The 16,334-nt window shown below is 51.9% G+C and carries 13 protein-coding genes; all 13 read right to left on the reverse strand.

The features are described from left to right. Positions 1-84 precede the first annotated feature (84 nt). The 13 genes from C162_RS27390 to rpsR all read right to left on the reverse strand — a co-directional run bounded on the left by C162_RS27390 (position 85) and on the right by rpsR (position 16,321). Complete coding sequence (locus C162_RS27390; RefSeq protein WP_036699815.1) at positions 85-1,638, reverse strand: M23 family metallopeptidase; 1,554 nt, start codon at positions 1,636-1,638, stop codon at positions 85-87. A 254-nt stretch (positions 1,639-1,892) separates the two neighbouring features. Further along, on the reverse strand, positions 1,893-2,570 hold the full coding sequence (locus C162_RS27395) for a hypothetical protein (protein ID WP_036699912.1): 678 nt from the start codon (positions 2,568-2,570) through the stop codon (positions 1,893-1,895). A gap of 214 nt (positions 2,571-2,784) precedes the next feature. Further along, positions 2,785-4,071, reverse strand: a complete 1,287-nt coding sequence (locus C162_RS27400; protein WP_036699818.1) for an adenylosuccinate synthase — start codon at positions 4,069-4,071, stop codon at positions 2,785-2,787. 216 nt (positions 4,072-4,287) lie between these two features. Then, the gene (dnaB, locus tag C162_RS27405; protein ID WP_036699821.1) at positions 4,288-5,649 is read right to left on the reverse strand and encodes a replicative DNA helicase; all 1,362 of its coding nucleotides are present in this window, start codon (positions 5,647-5,649) and stop codon (positions 4,288-4,290) included. A 1-nt stretch (position 5,650) separates the two neighbouring features. Beyond that, positions 5,651-6,097: a 50S ribosomal protein L9 gene (gene rplI, locus C162_RS27410; RefSeq protein ID WP_036699823.1), complete on the reverse strand. Its 447-nt coding sequence runs from the start codon at positions 6,095-6,097 to the stop codon at positions 5,651-5,653. Further along, positions 6,094-8,097, reverse strand: a complete 2,004-nt coding sequence (locus C162_RS27415; RefSeq protein WP_036699826.1) for a DHH family phosphoesterase — start codon at positions 8,095-8,097, stop codon at positions 6,094-6,096. The genes rplI and C162_RS27415 overlap by 4 nt, the downstream gene beginning before the upstream one ends. Positions 8,098-8,108: 11 nt before the next feature. Further along, a complete protein-coding gene (locus tag C162_RS27420; RefSeq protein WP_036699827.1) occupies positions 8,109-9,026 on the reverse strand; it encodes a DUF2232 domain-containing protein in 918 nt (305 codons plus the stop codon). Positions 9,027-9,032: 6 nt separating this feature from the next. Next, positions 9,033-9,335: a MazG-like family protein gene (locus C162_RS27425; RefSeq protein ID WP_179090524.1), complete on the reverse strand. Its 303-nt coding sequence runs from the start codon at positions 9,333-9,335 to the stop codon at positions 9,033-9,035. Between the two features lie 158 nt (positions 9,336-9,493). Further along, positions 9,494-9,919, reverse strand: a complete 426-nt coding sequence (locus tag C162_RS27430; RefSeq protein ID WP_036699831.1) for a CBS domain-containing protein — start codon at positions 9,917-9,919, stop codon at positions 9,494-9,496. Positions 9,920-10,112: 193 nt separating this feature from the next. Further along, a complete protein-coding gene (locus C162_RS27435; protein ID WP_036699832.1) occupies positions 10,113-11,165 on the reverse strand; it encodes an LCP family protein in 1,053 nt (350 codons plus the stop codon). A gap of 397 nt (positions 11,166-11,562) precedes the next feature. Then, positions 11,563-13,284 (reverse strand): oligopeptide ABC transporter substrate-binding protein, encoded by a 1,722-nt coding sequence (gene opp4A / locus C162_RS27440; protein WP_051493977.1) that lies wholly within the window; start codon positions 13,282-13,284, stop codon positions 11,563-11,565. Positions 13,285-13,514: 230 nt separating this feature from the next. Further along, the gene (locus C162_RS27445) at positions 13,515-15,470 is read right to left on the reverse strand and encodes an endonuclease MutS2 (RefSeq protein WP_036699834.1); all 1,956 of its coding nucleotides are present in this window, start codon (positions 15,468-15,470) and stop codon (positions 13,515-13,517) included. Positions 15,471-16,048: 578 nt separating this feature from the next. Beyond that, the gene (gene rpsR, locus C162_RS27450; protein WP_036699837.1) at positions 16,049-16,321 is read right to left on the reverse strand and encodes a 30S ribosomal protein S18; all 273 of its coding nucleotides are present in this window, start codon (positions 16,319-16,321) and stop codon (positions 16,049-16,051) included. Positions 16,322-16,334 lie beyond the last annotated feature (13 nt).

The raw sequence follows: 16,334 nt of genomic DNA on the forward strand, positions 1-16,334 counted from the left end.
AAATGCGTTACAACGGAAAATAAAAACCGCCCGAAATCATCCGGACGGCAGGGAATTATAGAATGGAAGCCTATCTGTCATTCATTACTTTAGGTATTTCATCGGATTGATGGCCGTCCCGTTCTTACGGATCTCGAAATGCAGGTGCGTCCCCGTCGAGCGCCCGGTGCTGCCCATAATGCCGATGGAACTGCCCTGTCCCAGCTTCTGTCCGGTTGAGACCGAGATACTGCTTAAATGCCCGTAGTACGTAACGTATCCGTTGTTATGGTTAACGATCACCACATTGCCGTAACCGTTCTGCACGCCGGCGAAGCTTACCGTCCCAGCATCCGCAGACTTGATGGTTCGGTTGCCCGATACCAGATCGACTCCCTTGTGTGTGCGTCCCCAACGCTCGCCGTAGCTGCTGGAGATCATCGCTCCGCTAACCGGCCAGGCGAACATTCCTGTTCCTTCACCTACAACCTTGGTACCGGAATAGACCACTTCAGGCAGAGAAGCCTTTACCACGCTCTGACCCAGCCACTCCTCCTGAACCACCTGTCCGTTCTCTTTGGTCAGCCTGTACTGCATCGTTTTGAGCCCGGTTTGTCCGGGTCGGACAACCTTACGCTTGCCTGCCGGCAGCTGGTCGCTCTTGCGGATAATAACCTCAGGCTCCGTAACCACCTCTTCAGTTACCTGTTCTACGGTCACTACCGTAAGGTCAGGCTGCGGCACCGTTAGCTGCAATTCATCTCCAATCTGCAGACTAAGCTCCTTCACCTCAGGATTATTGCGGAAAATCTCCGCCTGGGTAATGTTGAACCGGGAAGCAATAGCAGAGACTGTGTCGCCTTCCTGAACTGCATAGCGGAGCGGCGCTTCCCTGCCTTCGGTGAGTACCTTCACTGCTTCTTCTACACTAAGCACCTTATTGGGATCTGCCTTCACTGGAACGACGTTCACTTCCTCCCGGATCTTGACTGACTCCACCTGATCATTGGCGGCTGAACCAGCCGCTCCCGCCTTGGCCGCCGTCTTCTTCAGCTTCGCCCCCGGAGCTGCCGCATTCTGCGGAGCGTAATGCGCCTTAACGGCCTGAAGCACTGCCGCCGCTGTCTCCTGATCCTTCACGATCCCCAGCGGTTCACCATCCACAGCCAGTTGTACGCCTACGGCATAAGCCTTGAGCATCCCATCCAGCTTGTCCAGTGTAGCCCCGCTGTTCACCTCCGGCTTGTAGGCCCGCTCGGCCTCGGTAGTAATACCTCCAGTCTGCAGGACCATCACAGAGTCAGGATACTTGAGCTGATATTCCCGTCTCTTCTCCTCGAACAGCTTGTTCAACTCCGCCTGCTGGTTCAGCGCACCAATCTCCTCGCCGTTCACCAGCACCTTGTAGTAGGTTATTGTATTCGCTGTTACATGCTTCTTCTGTGCCCCCACGAGGAAGGTGGTCAGCAGAACCAGACCGGCTGAAGCCAGCAGCCATGACCGCCGGCGGCGACGGGATTTCATCTCCGGCTGAAAGACACGGGGTTCACCCGAAGTCATTGCATCTGTACCTTGTTCACCTGCTGCACCAGATCCTGTGGATGCTTCTACGCGGTTCCGCAGGTTCCCCATCCGGCGTATAAACTTAAATCCTTTCATCAAACTCTCCCTTTCGGCTGTAAAAACAAGAATGTATATGCTTTGCGCATCCGATTTGCATGAGTACGAATATGACTGTATGACGCACACGAAAAAGGTTACAAAATATTAACCCTTATTAGTCCTTTTTTACTGTACCATAGCCTGAAGAAAAATTTCAACTTTGCTCCCATGGCAAAACCCGCGAAATTCGCGGGTTTATACCCAAAATATGCGTTTCAAACGGCGATCCCGTGACCAAAAAGTGACAATTATTAATTCTGATTCATCTCTCCGCTATCCGGTGTAAGCATTTTCATCAACGCCTTATATTCATCCTCATCTACGTACTTCGCAATGATATCCTGCAGTTCCGTAACTTCGCTCTCTGTCAAGCCGCCCTCCAGGGCAGCGGAGATCTTGATCATCTCCTCCTGGGGAAGCTTGTTCATCAGCATATTGAAGATATTGGATTTCGCATTAGCGGGCAGACTCTGCTTCAGATCGTTCATAGCCTCCGGCGTCATCACCAGATTCTGGTCCAGCCCCTGCTCACTTTGTTCTTCTCCCGCCGCGGCTTGTCCCATTACAGGCAGTGCATTATCCGGCACTGTCTCGTCCACCGGTTTCTCTTGAAGATTCCCTGGTTTTCCGCTACTGTTGTCCTTCTTCTCACCGTCCGTCTTGCCCGAATCAGCCTCCTTGATGGAGTTCTTAGTCTCGCTTGAGGCCGCTTTGGAGTTCTCCTTAGAGGCAGCCCCGCTGCCGCCCATACCGGTCAGACTCTTCACGAAGCCGCCGATTCCCGGCCCTGGCCCGTCCAGCTTGATATCGAAGCTGGCCAGCACCGACTGGATATACGTATTCACCACATATGCCGTTGTCAGCATGGACAGACCGCTCGCCAGCACCACAATCAGGCAGACGCTCAGCGTACGCTTCACTATTTTCACCACCATCACTCCCTTACACCCTGCTCTATTCAACCTCTAAAGAATCAGTTCGCTATGATCCCATTCTCATAGTATTGACTAGAACAACGTCCGGGAAACGTCCCCGAAGCACAGAAAGGCTGTTTAACCTGCTGAAAAATCTTCTAGACATACAGAAACAGGAGCCTCATCGAGGCCCCTGCTCCTATACGTATTTATTCAGTTCTGCTTCAGTCTAGATATAGATTGGCAGCACTTGATTGGTCTGTTCACGGTTGCGGCCCACAGAGAAGATCGAGATCGGAATACCAGTAAGTTCCGATACACGTTCCACGTATTTGCGTGTGTTAGCCGGCAGATCCTCCAGCGTCTTCGCCGCAGTAATGTCCTCACTCCAGCCTGGAAGCTCCTCATAGACCGCTTCACATTCTGCCAGCATTTTGAGGCTTGCCGGGTAATGTGTGATAATATCTCCACGGTACTTGTAGCCGGTGCAGATCTTCACAGTCTCAAGACCGCTCAGTACGTCCAGCGAGTTCAGCGACAGGCCGGTAATTCCGCTGACACGGCGGGCGTGACGCACCACCACACTGTCGAACCAGCCTACGCGGCGGGCACGTCCGGTTACTGTTCCGTACTCATGCCCGGTCTCGCGGATATAATCACCGGTCGCATCGTTAAGCTCTGTAGGGAACGGGCCGTCTCCAACGCGGGTAGTATAAGACTTAGCCACACCGATAACCTGCTTGATCTTGGACGGACCCACGCCTGAGCCTATGCAGACTCCGCCAGCTGATGGATTCGATGAAGTAACGTACGGATAAGTTCCCTGGTCGATATCGAGCATCACGCCCTGCGCACCTTCGAACAGCACACGGGAATCCGCATCAATCGCATCATTCAGCACCACCGAAGTATCGGTTACATAGCCGCGAAGCACTTCTGCATATTCCAGATATTTGGTTAGAATCTCTTCCACATTCAGCGGCTCAGCGCCGTATACCTGAGTGATCACTTGATTCTTCTCTTCCATCAATGGACGAAGTCTCATTTCGAATTCCTCAGCGTCCATCAGATCGGCAATCCGGATGCCGTTACGGGCAGCCTTATCCATGTAGCACGGGCCAATCCCCTTGCGTGTTGTACCAATTTTGTTCGGGCCTTTGCGGTCTTCCTCAAGCGCATCCAGCACCATATGATAAGGCATAATGACATGGGCACGATCGCTGATTACCAGGTTCTTCGTATCGAAGCCATTGTCATGAATATAATTAATTTCTTGGATCAGCGCTTCCGGGTTGATGACCATTCCGTTGCCGATAACACAAGTCTTCTCTTTATAAAATACACCAGATGGAATTAAGCTCAGTTTGAACTTCTTTCCGTCAATCAGAATCGTGTGACCGGCATTGTTACCCCCTTGATACCGGGCGACCACATCTGCACTTTCCGCCAGAAAATCCGTGATCTTGCCTTTGCCTTCGTCTCCCCATTGTGTTCCCACGACGACTACCGTTGACATGTACATTCCTCCGTAGGTGCTAGCAAGCACCATTATTTTTCCGCTTATCATAGGGGCTCTGTACGCGCTTCATCTTGTACGCAGCCCTCCGGACACCAGGCGGGCAGGCCGCCAAAGCACAATAATCAGTGTAACAGCGGCACTTTTTAAAGTCAAATAAAAACGAACGATCACAGGCTTGAATGTGCGATCGTTCGTGTATTGTGCGAAATTTGCCTAACCTGCAAAAGGTTCTGCATGGGCCCGCTCGTAGTTGACGAACTTGTTGAAGTTCTTGAGGAACACAAGCTCCACCGTCCCTACCGGACCGTTACGCTGCTTGGCGATAATAATTTCGATAATATTCTTCTTCTCGGTATCCTGATTGTAATAATCATCACGGTACAGGAACGCTACGATATCCGCATCCTGCTCAATAGAGCCTGATTCACGAAGGTCACTCATCATCGGCCGTTTGTCCTGGCGCTGCTCCACACCGCGGCTGAGCTGTGACAGGGCAATGACAGGAACGTCAAGCTCACGGGCGATTTGCTTCAGGGTACGGGAGATTTCCGATACCTCCTGCTGGCGGTTCTCACCGGCCTTGCCCCGGCCCTGGATCAGCTGCAGGTAGTCGATGACAATCATTCCGAGTCCCTTCTCCTTCTTGAGCCGGCGGCATTTTGCACGGATATCGGTAACCGTGATGCCCGGGGTGTCGTCGATGTAGATTTCGGACTCGGACAGCGACTGGATGCCCATCGTGAGCTTGGACCAGTCATCATCGCTCTTGAAATCGCCGGTACGCATAATATTGGCGTCCAGATTGGCCTCTGCGCAGATCATACGCTGAACCAGCTGGGGCGCCGACATTTCCAGACTGAAGATGGCTACCGTCTCCTTCGCCCGTACCGCTACATTCTGCGCGATATTCAGGGCGAAGGCCGTCTTCCCAACGGAAGGACGGGCCGCCACAATAATTAAGTCATTGCGCTGGAAGCCGTTCGTCATATGGTCCAGGTCAACGAATCCGGTTGGAATCCCCGAGGTTCCGCCTTTATTCTGATGGAGCAGCTCTACACGGTCGAATACCTGCATGAGCACATCGCGGATGGCAATGAACCCGCTACCGCTACGGCGATTCGAGATTTCCAGGATTCTCCGCTCAGCGTCACTCAGCATAATGCCCACATCTTCGCCGCCGGTATAGCCTTCGCTGACAATCTGCGTGGCTGTACGGATCAGCCGCCGCAGCATCGCCTTCTCTTCAATAATCTGGGCGTAATAATCGACGTTGGCCGCAGTCGGCACCGCATGCGCCAGCTTCGCCAGATAGCTGACACCGCCGATATCCTCTAGCTCCCCCTTATCCTGGAGCCGGGATGTCAATGTAATCAGATCAATCGGCTGGCTCTCTTCTCCGAGCTGCACCATCGCCTCAAATATCATCTGATGCGGTTTGTCGTAGAAGTCTTCGGTATTCACCCGCTCCATCGCGGTAATTAACGCCTCATCCGACAGTAGAACTGCACCCAGTACGGCCTGTTCTGCCTCCAGATTCTGCGGGGGAACCCGATCGAAAAAGAGATCTCCACCCATCCTACTCCTCCGTTACCTGAACCGTGAGGTTAGCCTTTACTTCAGTATGCAGCTTAACTGTTACCTGGAACGTACCTACATGGCGGATCGAATCGCTCAGCTCAATTTTGCGCTTGTCGATGACGATCCCCTGAGTAGCTGCCAGTGTCTCGCCGATCTGCTTGCTGGTGATAGCGCCGAAGAGACGGCCGCCTTCGCCTGCTTTGGCCTTCAGAGTCAGGGTTAGCTCATCCAGCTTCTTGCCCAGCTGTACCGCTTCCTCCTTCTCCTGGTCCTTGCGGCGCTGTTCGGCTGCCGTCTGGTTCTCCAGTGTCTTCACATTGCCGTCTGTAGCCGGACGAACCAGCCCGCGCGGCAGCAGAAAATTGGCTGCATAGCCCTCCGACACCTCTTTAACCTGCCCCTTCTTGCCTTGACCCTTAACATCCTTCAAGAATATGACCTTCATTCAAATAACCCCTCTTTCGCTTCGATTTCGGCCAGCACTGCGAGCAGTCTGGCCTCCGCTTCTTTTGTTGTTCCTTCAAGCTGTACAGCCGCGTTGGACAAATGCCCGCCGCCGCCCAACTTCTCCATGACTACCTGCACATTCATCCGTCCCAGAGAACGGGCGCTGATACCAATCAGGCCGTCAGGACGTTCACTGATGACGAATGACGCTACCACATTCGTCATCCCCAGCAGCGTATCCGCCGTCTGGGCGATCAGCAGCTGCGGGATCTTCATCCCGGGCTGTGTGACCACTAACGCTATCTGGTCATACACCATGCGCGCATGCTTGATGATCTCCGCCTTCGAGATGTACTCCTGCAAATCCTCCTTCAGCATGCGCTGAATGAGAATCGTATCCGCCCCGACCCGGCGCAGGAACCCGGCAGCCTCGAAGGTCCGCGACCCTGTATGGAGTGCGAAATGCTTCGTATCGACCGTGATCCCGGCCAGCAGCATCGTGGCCTCCAGCGGGCTGAGCTTAATCTTGTCATGAATGTACTGCAGCAGCTCCGTCACCAGCTCACAAGTCGATGACGCATACGGCTCCAGATACACGAGCACAGCGTCATTGATGAATTCCTCACCCCGGCGGTGATGGTCAACCACCACAATCCGGCTGGCATACTGCACCAGTCTCGGCTCCATAGTCATGGAAGCCTTGTGGGTGTCCACAACAATGAGCAGCGTATGCTCCGTCATCATCTGGAGAGCCTGCTCTGGCGTGATGAAGGTCTTGTAGAGCGCCTCATCCTTGCGGATCTCCTCCATCATCCGGGTAATCGAAGGATTCGGCGTCTCCATCACTATGCTCGCTTCCACATTGTACATCTGTGCCGCCTTAAGCAGGCCAATCGCCGCTCCTACCGCATCAATATCCGGTATCCGGTGCCCCATAATCAGCACCCGGTCGCTCTCCTGCATCAGATCCCGCAGGGCGTGGGCGATCACCCGCGCCCGGACGCGGGTGCGTTTCTCGGCGGCATTGGTCTTGCCGCCGTAGAAGGAGAGCCGCTGGCCCGCCTTCACAGCGGCCTGGTCCCCGCCTCTGCCGAGTGCCATGTCCAGACTCGACTGGGCAAGCGCTCCCAGCTCACTGGCCGATTCCGAACCGTAGGCAAGGCCTATGCTCAGCGTCATCGGCACCTTGAGGTCGGCCGTCATCTCACGGACCTCGTCCAGCACCACGAACCTGCTCTCCTCCAGAGCCTGAAGGCTGCGGTGATTCAGCAGCATCAGATACCGCTCGGAAGACAACCGGCGCAGATATACCTCGAATTGCTTGCTCCACTCGGTAATCTCACTGGCTACCTTGGCGATCAGCGAAGTACGCTGCTGATCATCCATCCCCTGAGCGGCTTCATCCAGATTATCCATCATGACAATTCCAATCGCCAGCTTCTCTTCCTCATACCGCTCACGCAGCACAACAAGCTCGGTAATATCGAATAAATACAGCAGCCGTTCACTTGGAATCACCACGACCTCATAATAACGGTCATCGACCGTAAGCTCATGGCGGTGCTCCTTCAATACCCCTTCCTTAACCGGTTCCCGCTTGGACGGCAGGTTCTGCAGAGAAGCCATAACCTCCGGCATCAGCTCCTGCATATCTTCACCAACAAGCGACTTGCGGGAGAAGATCTGGCCGGCATTCCGGTTATGCCATTCCACTGCCCGGCCCTCACTGTACAGGATAATCCCGAGCGGAAGCATGCTTACAGCCTCCCCCTCCACCCGCTTGATGCGGAAAGACAGGCCGTTGATATAATCTACAAGGTTGCGGCGGAACGACAGCTCGGCCTGCAGCATGGTGAAACACAATGTGCCGGCCAGGAAGAGACTGGCAACACCGAGGACCCAGTTATAGATACTGACTACTATAATCAGGACCAGCAGCAGTAAGAACGCCCACACGGTATGATAGCCGTGCCAGCGTCTTTGCAGAAATTTTGGCATGAGCCCTCACCCTATCGTTTCGATTTCTTCACAAGCTCCCTCAGCGGAAACGCCAGGTCTACCACACCAATAATCCAGAATCCCGGCAGAGCAATCACAGGGATTGCCAGCAGAAGAGCGATGATCTTGCTCCACTTCCGTTCATGCACCAGGAAGAAGAGGAAGCCGACGGTCTGGATCTTGAACGCAATCTGCAGCAGCGGCAGCAGATTGGCTGAAACCATTAGCATGAAGCCGCTGTCGGCACCGCCGAACAGCAGGCTGATGACCACGCCAAGCAGATAATACCAGATGAACGATCTGGCCAGTCTCCATTCCCGCGCCGGCTTCAGCTTAGGCACCGCATATTCCATACTGTTCAGAATAGGGCGGACAATGGAATGGGTAATAACCGCAATCACGAACGCACTGAGGATCAGCGTCATTGGAATCGCCTGGATCGTCAGCCAGCTCATCTGGCCAATCTGATCAGAGGAGATGGATATCTCGGACAGCAGCGGATTGCTTGCACCCATACTTGCCAGCCAGTCCGCATAGGTCTTCAGAACATCATAGACATAGTCGTATAGGTTGAACTTAAGGAACGTCGTACTGATCAGCAGGATCAGCAGGAATTCAGCTAGTATAGCGACCATGCCGGCAATCAGAGTAGAAATCGCTGAAGCACGCTTCTTGTACCATCGTCCCATCACAAGGGCCGGGATCAGGAAATAGGCCGCAATCAGGATATACATCGGGGTAATCAGACCCACAATTAGCAGAACCGGTAACAGATGCAGAATGAACTGCTTGGTGTTAAGGGTCGTAAAGAGCACTATGGCCGGAATAATCATAAAGAATGTTGTAATAAGTAGTAGCGGGGTTGACAGAGATAACAGCAGCAACAGATAAGCTATGCTCCAAGCCACAGATGTCCAGCGAAATTTCAACAGTATTCACCTCTTACGCATATGTTCTTCTAATGCAGATATATCCTGGTACCATTCTTCGAGCTGATGGCCTTCCTGCCTGTGCTTTCTCAGCTTCTCCAGCAGTAAATCATCCAGCTCGCGATAAGGGATACCGAGTCTGCGCCCTAAGATGTACGAACTCATAATCAGGCTGGCCAGACTGTCGCCGACACGCGTGGTACTGCCTTCCCACAGCGCTTTGAATAACCTTGAGACTTGATCAATTACTTCCGTCTTTAACCACTCAATTACCTTGGCGCGTTTGGCCACATCCAGATCCTTCGGCACATTGGGCACTGTCTCTCTACCTCCGGCAAAAAGCATTATTCTCCATTATAGCATAAAAATTTCCGAGCCACACGGACGCCTGCCGCCCCTGAATATCGCCTTCCATCTTTCAAAAAAGGCCCGCATTCCGTTTCGCCGGAAATACAGGCCTTGGTTCCTTATAACGATTCGAGCGATTGCCGTGAGACAAATTTCTCGCAGTATTCAATAATCTGACTCCGGCGTACAATGCCGATGAACCGCTTCATGTCGTCGACCACCGGTACAAAGTTCTGGACCTTGGCCAAATTAATCAGATCTTCCATATCAGCATCAATCGAGACCGCCAGATTGTTCATCCGCAGCGGGACATCCTTAAGCAGAAATTTGGAAGCATTCTCAAAAGTGACCGCGCCGCCCGAATCCTTCATATACCAGAGCAGATCCCCTTCTGTAACCGTTCCGGCATATTCTCCGTTGCGGTTCAGGATCGGCACTGCTGTATAGCGGTGAAACTCCATCCGTTCCAGGGTCTGCCGCAGCGTGGAATCCATGGTAACACATGCGACCTCCTGCTTCGGAAGTAAAAAAAACGCAATATTCATCTCTTGATCCTCCTCAAAGAATTCCGAAGGAATGCTACTTTACCTTCCTTGCACTAAAGCCCACCGTAGTTATACGTCTGCCTACAGCAATAAGTTCCATTCCATTATAGCATGAAGACAGTAAACAGCAGCCATTAACCTTGCGGGAATGGCTGCTGTTTTTATAACGGGTCAAGAATATCCGGTCTGATCCTTACTGTACTGCGGGTGTGGCCGAAGGCTCAAGCGCATTGCCGGCCTTGCCTGGTTCAATCAGCTGGTCAACAGGTGTACTGGGATTCATCCAGTTGTCGATCAGGGCCTTGGCTTTAGTCAGATCCTCTTCGTTCACGATATCGTAATAGATCCCGTCCATCCGTTTGCCTTCGCCCATCACCGTGAAGCTGGAGATATCCATATCCTTGCCGCCCATGAACTTCTTAGCCAGACTGATGATCATTGAGGGCTGAATATCCGTTTTGAAATTGTCGCCCATGATATCCAGCAGTTCAGGGATATTGCCGATCTGGCTGATCGATAACATTTTATTCGCTACGACATCAATAAAGACCTGTTGACGTTTGGTCCGGTTGAAGTCGCTATCCTCACGGTAGCGGGTATAGTTAAGTGCCTCTTCGCCGCTGTAGTTCGACTTATTGGCCTTAATTGTGAATTTCTCATGGTCTTTGCCTTTATTGACAATATCCTTCTTGATCGGGAGCGGCACACCGCCAATGGCATCGACAGCATCCTTCAACCCCTGAAAGTTAATGGTGGCATAATATTGAATATCATGGCCGAGGAGCGCTTCCAGTGTATCCTTGGACATTTGCTGTCCGCCGAACGCATAAGCATGTGTAATTTTATCTTTCTTATTATCCTTGTATCCAATAATTTCAGTGTAGGTATCCCGGGGTACGGAGATCAGCAGAATCTTATAATCCTCCGGCCGGATCACCGCATACATCATGGTATCTGAGCGTGCGGTTTCATTCTTCCGCTGATCTGTACCCAGCAGCATCAGAGAGAACGGATCGTTTTTGAGTGCCACGGGTTCGGCCTTAACGGTTGTCGGATTTTTGGTGGTGTTATTCTCCAGAGGCACAAAGGATTCATCCGTCAGCTTCTTCTCTACCTGATCGGATAAAAAGAGGTCAAAGGCCAGCACAGCAAGCGGCTTCTGGAACAGAAACGCTCCTGCAGCAATCACCAGTACCAGAATGAGCGCAATATATCTTTTCTTTATTTTTTTAAGCTTATTCATCATTTTTGATTCCTTCTTTATGGTGGAATGTACATATTATGAACGTAATCTATTTACAATGGCCGCCTGGGCTTCCAGGGCAGTCATGAGTGGGCTGTTCTAGCTGCTGTACGCCGCCCTGCTTCAGATGGTATTATTCCCCCCTTTCCGGGATTCGGGTCGTTCTAATTGTAGAATAAACCTGGGAAACGGCTTTGACACATAAACAATATTTCTATTGTAATCACTTCACCACTAAAAAGAAACAACAAATAACGACAACTTTGACACTTAGGCCGCTTATATTCCATAAAGTATATGACGCAGCAAATGGCGTTTTGATTCTTTTTCAGGGAAAAAAATAAAAAAAAGACAGTCTGTTCAGCCACTTAACGCAGCAATCCAGACCGTCCTCCACAGTTTATTCAGTATCCTTAATCCACCAGCTCTGCGGATCGATGATATTGCTTAAAGCATTCATTGTTACCCCTTGCAGGCGCTTATTCACCGCAGTAATATCCGAGCGTTCAGCGAAAAAGATCATCGGAACCTCATCATTGATCAGCTTCTGCCATTCATAATAGATTTCCTTCCGGAAGTCCTTATCGTACGCCTTCAGGCTGACTCCTTCCCGGATCAGGTCCTCACTGCGCTTCGAGGTCCACCGGGAGTAATTCCACGAATCCGTAGCCCGCCATAAGCCCGAAGGATCAGGGTCGCTGGCCAGTCCCCACACGCCGTTGAACAGCTCCACTGCCGGATCATCCGACTCCACCGATTCATAAAAGGCATTCAGCTCCTTCAGGCTTCCTCCGCTGAGCCGCACATCCAGCCCGACATCACGCCAATTCTGAAGAATGGCTGCCGTCCGCGCCTCAGCCGTTTTGCTGCCGCTCATGGCATCATAGTGAATAACGAGCTTCTTGCCGCCGGGATCTTCGCGGAGTCCATCCCCGTCCATATCCAGATACCCGGCCCCATCCAGAAGCTGACCGGCCTTTTCGGGAGAATAAGGGTAGGTATCGATCTCCTCATCTGCGATCTTGGCCCAGCTGGAACTTGGAATAGGCGTCTCGATAAGCGTTCCCAAGCCATAGGAATATTTATTTAGAATCCCTTGCCGGTCAATTGCATAATACATTGCCTTACGCAGGCTCTTATCCTGGAACTTGGGATTATCCATCACCACCTGACCGTCTGTCTCATCCCAGTGTCCAAATTTGAACCCGATATATTCAAACGACATTCCCGGTGTGACCCTAATCTCTACATTATCCAATTGCCCTGCAGCCTCATAGGCATCACGTGGTAAAGCCGCCATATCGACAGTTCCTGCTTCCAGCAGAGCGGTGATATCCTTGCTGTCGATTGCCTTATAAGTAATCCCATCCAGAAGCGCTGCGCCCTTGTAATAATTATCGAACCGTTTCATTTCCACCGTCTGGCCCGGTATAATGCTACTTACCATGAACGGACCTGTGCCAATTGGCTGCTTGCGCACCTGATCGCTGTCCATCATGTCCTTAACGGCCACTCCCTCGAAATACCGCTTGTTCATGGGGTAGGCCCACAGACTATCAATCACGTTCACCCGTGCTGAATTCATTGTAATGCGCAGCGTATACGGGTCCATCACTTTAAGCCCTGTAATTTCCTTCGCCTGGCCCTGGTGGTACGCTTCTGCTCCCTTGATCATCTCAACGCTATAGTATCGGGAACCCGTATACTCCGGGCTGGCGATAGTTTCCAGGGCAAATTTCCAATCCTCCACCGTCAGCTCATCCCCATTATGCCAGCGGACCCCTGGTTTAATGGTAAATGTGAACACCGTATGATCCTCGGACTCCTGCCAGCTGGCGATATTAGGAGCTGTGGACAAATCATCCTTCACGGTGAACATAGCCTCAGTGGTGAACTCCAGCACATTGGAATCATCTTCTCCTTCGAAGAATGCCGGTTCAAAGATACCTTGAAAAGAGGACGGGTAGCCAAAGGTCACAGTCCCGCCTGTAATGGGTTCATCGGCTGTTTCGCTAAAGCGCGCCACAACATTCTTGACGGCCGGGCTTGGCCCATTGCATGCCGACAATGCCACCAAGAGCGCAAGCGGTAGCATCAGTCTGCCGATGAGTCGGTTTGACATATATTTCTTCCCTCCCGGGTTGGATCACACAGTAATGTAAGCGGTTTCTTCACTAGATTTTACTGTAATGCCTATTATGCAGATTATGGACAATTAATTATTCCACATTATAGAGGATATACAATATTCGCTGTAATGTGAAGTCTTTAATTTATTCCGGGGCAGCCAAGAACCCTTCCGATACTAAAAAAAGCCTGCCCTGACGGGCAGACTTCAGTCACAGCAGTGCCTTAATTTTCCTCTCCCGGATGGATGATGCTCAGGCCCTCCACATGCTTTTTCCGCATCAGCTTACGCTTCTTCCGGGTCTCCTTGCTCTCAAAAATAATATCAAAATCATAATCCTCGGGATACAGCTCCTCCTTGGACAGATAAGGCTTCAACCGCTTATGGTTAATGCTCATCTTCTGCTTCTGAATCATCACTCCGACCCTACCCCGGCTGTCCTTCTTCTCATAGACAATTCCAGTGCGCCCCAGAGAGCTGACATAGACAGCATCCCCTACCGCAAATTCAGGTGCCGGAGCATTCGTCTCCTGTGATGCACTGTCTTCTCCGTCAGCCGTTCTACCCGCTCTTGCGGGTATCTCAGCTTCAGCTGCTTTAGCCCTCTGTGCAGCTCTGATAGCGTCCTTCCACGGGTTGAGGCTGCCTCTGTGTCCCTGCTGCTCTGTCACAAGCTGTTTCGCCCGCTCGATGACGGAATGGATAATACCCAGCTTCTCGGCGATCTGCAGCGCGTAGCTCTCGCCAGCTTCACCAATCGTTAGCTTATACAGCGGCTGCAGAGTATTCTTGTCAAACTCCATGCGCGCATTCTCGAAGCCTGCCGTTGCCGCCGCGAAGGCCTTCAGCTCATTGAAGTGAGTCGTTACCACGATATTAGCCCCCTTTCGGTTCAGCTCCTCCAGAATCGCGATGGACAGCGCGAACCCTTCACCCGGGTCTGTACCGGCAGCCAGCTCATCAATCAGCAGCAGCACGCCTCTGCCAGCATCATAGAGCATTCCTTCAATACTCTTCATCTGTGCCGAGAAGGTGCTTAGGGACTGTGTGAGGCTTTGTCCGTCTCCGATAACGCTTATTACATTGGTGAAGACAGCGAAGTCACTGCCGGGATCAACCGGTACCAGCAGGCCGGACTGTGCCATTAATACGAGCAGACCCAGGGTTTTGAGCACAACCGTCTTACCACCAGTATTCGGCCCGGTTACGATCAGCGATTTATATCCCTGGCCCAACTCCAGACTGACCGGCACCATATCCTTCAGCAGCGGGTGCCGGCCTCCATTCATCCTCACATAACCGCGTTCGTTCAGCGCAACTGGCCCCGCATCCATTACCCGGGCAACCTTCCCTTTGGCGAAAATAAAGTCATACATACCAGTTACCTCAATATTCAGCCGGATAGCGGCCTGCTCCTGCTCTAACAGCCCTGTCAGCATACTCAGGATTATTCCTTCCTCACGGGCCTCGTCAGCAGTCAGCAGCTCAATCTCTCCCTGTAATGAGGCCACCTCATCCGGCTCCACGAATACCGTCAGCCCGCTGGTAGACTGGTCCAGCACCGAGCCCTTAATTTGCTTGTGATACTCCCGTTTCACCGGGATGACATACCGCCCGCCGCGCATACTGACCAGACTTTCCTGCAAAATGGACTTGTGGCGGTTCATGATACTGTCCAGCTTCCGGTGCAGACGCTCCTTGGCAACCGCCAGCCTTTTGCGGACCCGTTCCAGCCCTTTGCTGGCCTGGTCATCGATGACGCCCAGCCGGATACACCGTTCTATCTCGTCCCGGACCCCATTCAGCTCCTGAAGCGATGCCCCGTATGCGGCGATACGCGGCGCTATCTGCTCCTTGGCGGCCATATACTTCCTGAGCTGCCCGCAGCTGTTCAGAAACAGCAAGACTGCGGTGAAATCCTGCTCATTGTACATATAGCCGGTCCCGAGCAGTGACAGCACCCATTCAATGCCCTCCAGCGAGGGAATCGGCACACTTGCTCCGCGCTCCAGCAGCTCCTTCGCTTCTTGCGCCTCTTCAAGCGCCCTGTGTATCGCTGGCAGATAGATCATCGGCTGAAGCTCTCTGACATACCTTCTTCCCTCATAAGATACCGCATGACGCATCAATTCCTGCTTAATTGTCTCATATTCCAATGTGTGCAGACTCTGCAGATTCAATCTAAGTTCCCCCTTGTATACAAGTATATTTCTTATCCTAATCAACTGCGCATAACGCAAAAAGAGGGCAAAGAACCGCCACCACGGCAGTCTTCGCCCTCTTTTTGTTGCTACTTTTTCTCTTTGCCTCAGAGGCCCGCCCCTTTCGGGAGGACACCTGAAAACAGAAAAAACCGTGCTGCAAGAGCACGGTTAATCACAAAGAGAACAATAGCCGGATCAAGAGGCCATCATGACGCTTCGCGTGTGTTCTTAACTAAATCATTCATTCCAGCAGCCCGCGGTCTAATCAGTCAGAGATGTCGCCAGGACAGACTCTAACAAGACATGCCCCTGGCAAAATCAGAGCATGCGGCGGCTTCAGCCGGAACGATATGAAATTGCTTAGTTAAGAACGCTCACCAACATCAATATTTCCCCTTTAGTTATAGGATACCTGTAATTTACTACATCTGGAATCCATTTGTCAATTATAGGTGAAGCAGTTCATCACCCAGGTAATCCCGTTTTTATCGTCCTATAAATTCTATTTAAAAGAAAAAAAGCAGCCGGCATAGCCGGCTGCTTCATAAAACGTCCTATTCTGTTGTGTAAGGCAGCAGCGCGATTTGACGCGAGCGCTTTACAGCAATAGTCAGAGCGCGTTGGTATTTTGCACTTGTACCAGTTACACGACGCGGCAAAATCTTTCCGCGTTCGCTGATGAACTTCTTAAGAAGCTCAGTGTCTTTATAATCAATGTGAGTAATCTTGTTCACAGTGAAATAGCACACTTTTTTACGCTTGTTGCGTCCACCACGACGTGCCGGTCTTTTGTCGTTGTCCGCACCTTCTCTTGGTTTGAAAGCCATGTTCAGTTCAGTC

The sequence above is a fragment of the Paenibacillus sp. FSL R7-269 genome (genome assembly GCF_000517865.1).
Classification (GTDB): domain Bacteria; phylum Bacillota; class Bacilli; order Paenibacillales; family Paenibacillaceae; genus Paenibacillus_AQ.

Excerpts from the sequence above, each read along its gene's own strand:
- C162_RS27390 (WP_036699815.1), bottom strand. The coding sequence starts at position 1,638 with ATGAAAGGATTTAAGTTTATACGCCGGATGGGGAACCTGCGGAACCGC.
- rplI (WP_036699823.1), bottom strand. The coding sequence starts at position 6,097 with ATGAAGGTCATATTCTTGAAGGATGTTAAGGGTCAAGGCAAGAAGGGG.
- dnaB (WP_036699821.1), bottom strand. The coding sequence starts at position 5,649 with ATGGGTGGAGATCTCTTTTTCGATCGGGTTCCCCCGCAGAATCTGGAG.
- opp4A (WP_051493977.1), bottom strand. The coding sequence starts at position 13,284 with ATGTCAAACCGACTCATCGGCAGACTGATGCTACCGCTTGCGCTCTTG.
- rpsR (WP_036699837.1), bottom strand. The coding sequence starts at position 16,321 with ATGGCTTTCAAACCAAGAGAAGGTGCGGACAACGACAAAAGACCGGCA.
- C162_RS27400 (WP_036699818.1), bottom strand. The coding sequence starts at position 4,071 with ATGTCAACGGTAGTCGTCGTGGGAACACAATGGGGAGACGAAGGCAAA.
- C162_RS27435 (WP_036699832.1), bottom strand. The coding sequence starts at position 11,165 with ATGATGAATAAGCTTAAAAAAATAAAGAAAAGATATATTGCGCTCATT.
- C162_RS27430 (WP_036699831.1), bottom strand. The coding sequence starts at position 9,919 with ATGAATATTGCGTTTTTTTTACTTCCGAAGCAGGAGGTCGCATGTGTT.
- C162_RS27415 (WP_036699826.1), bottom strand. The coding sequence starts at position 8,097 with ATGCCAAAATTTCTGCAAAGACGCTGGCACGGCTATCATACCGTGTGG.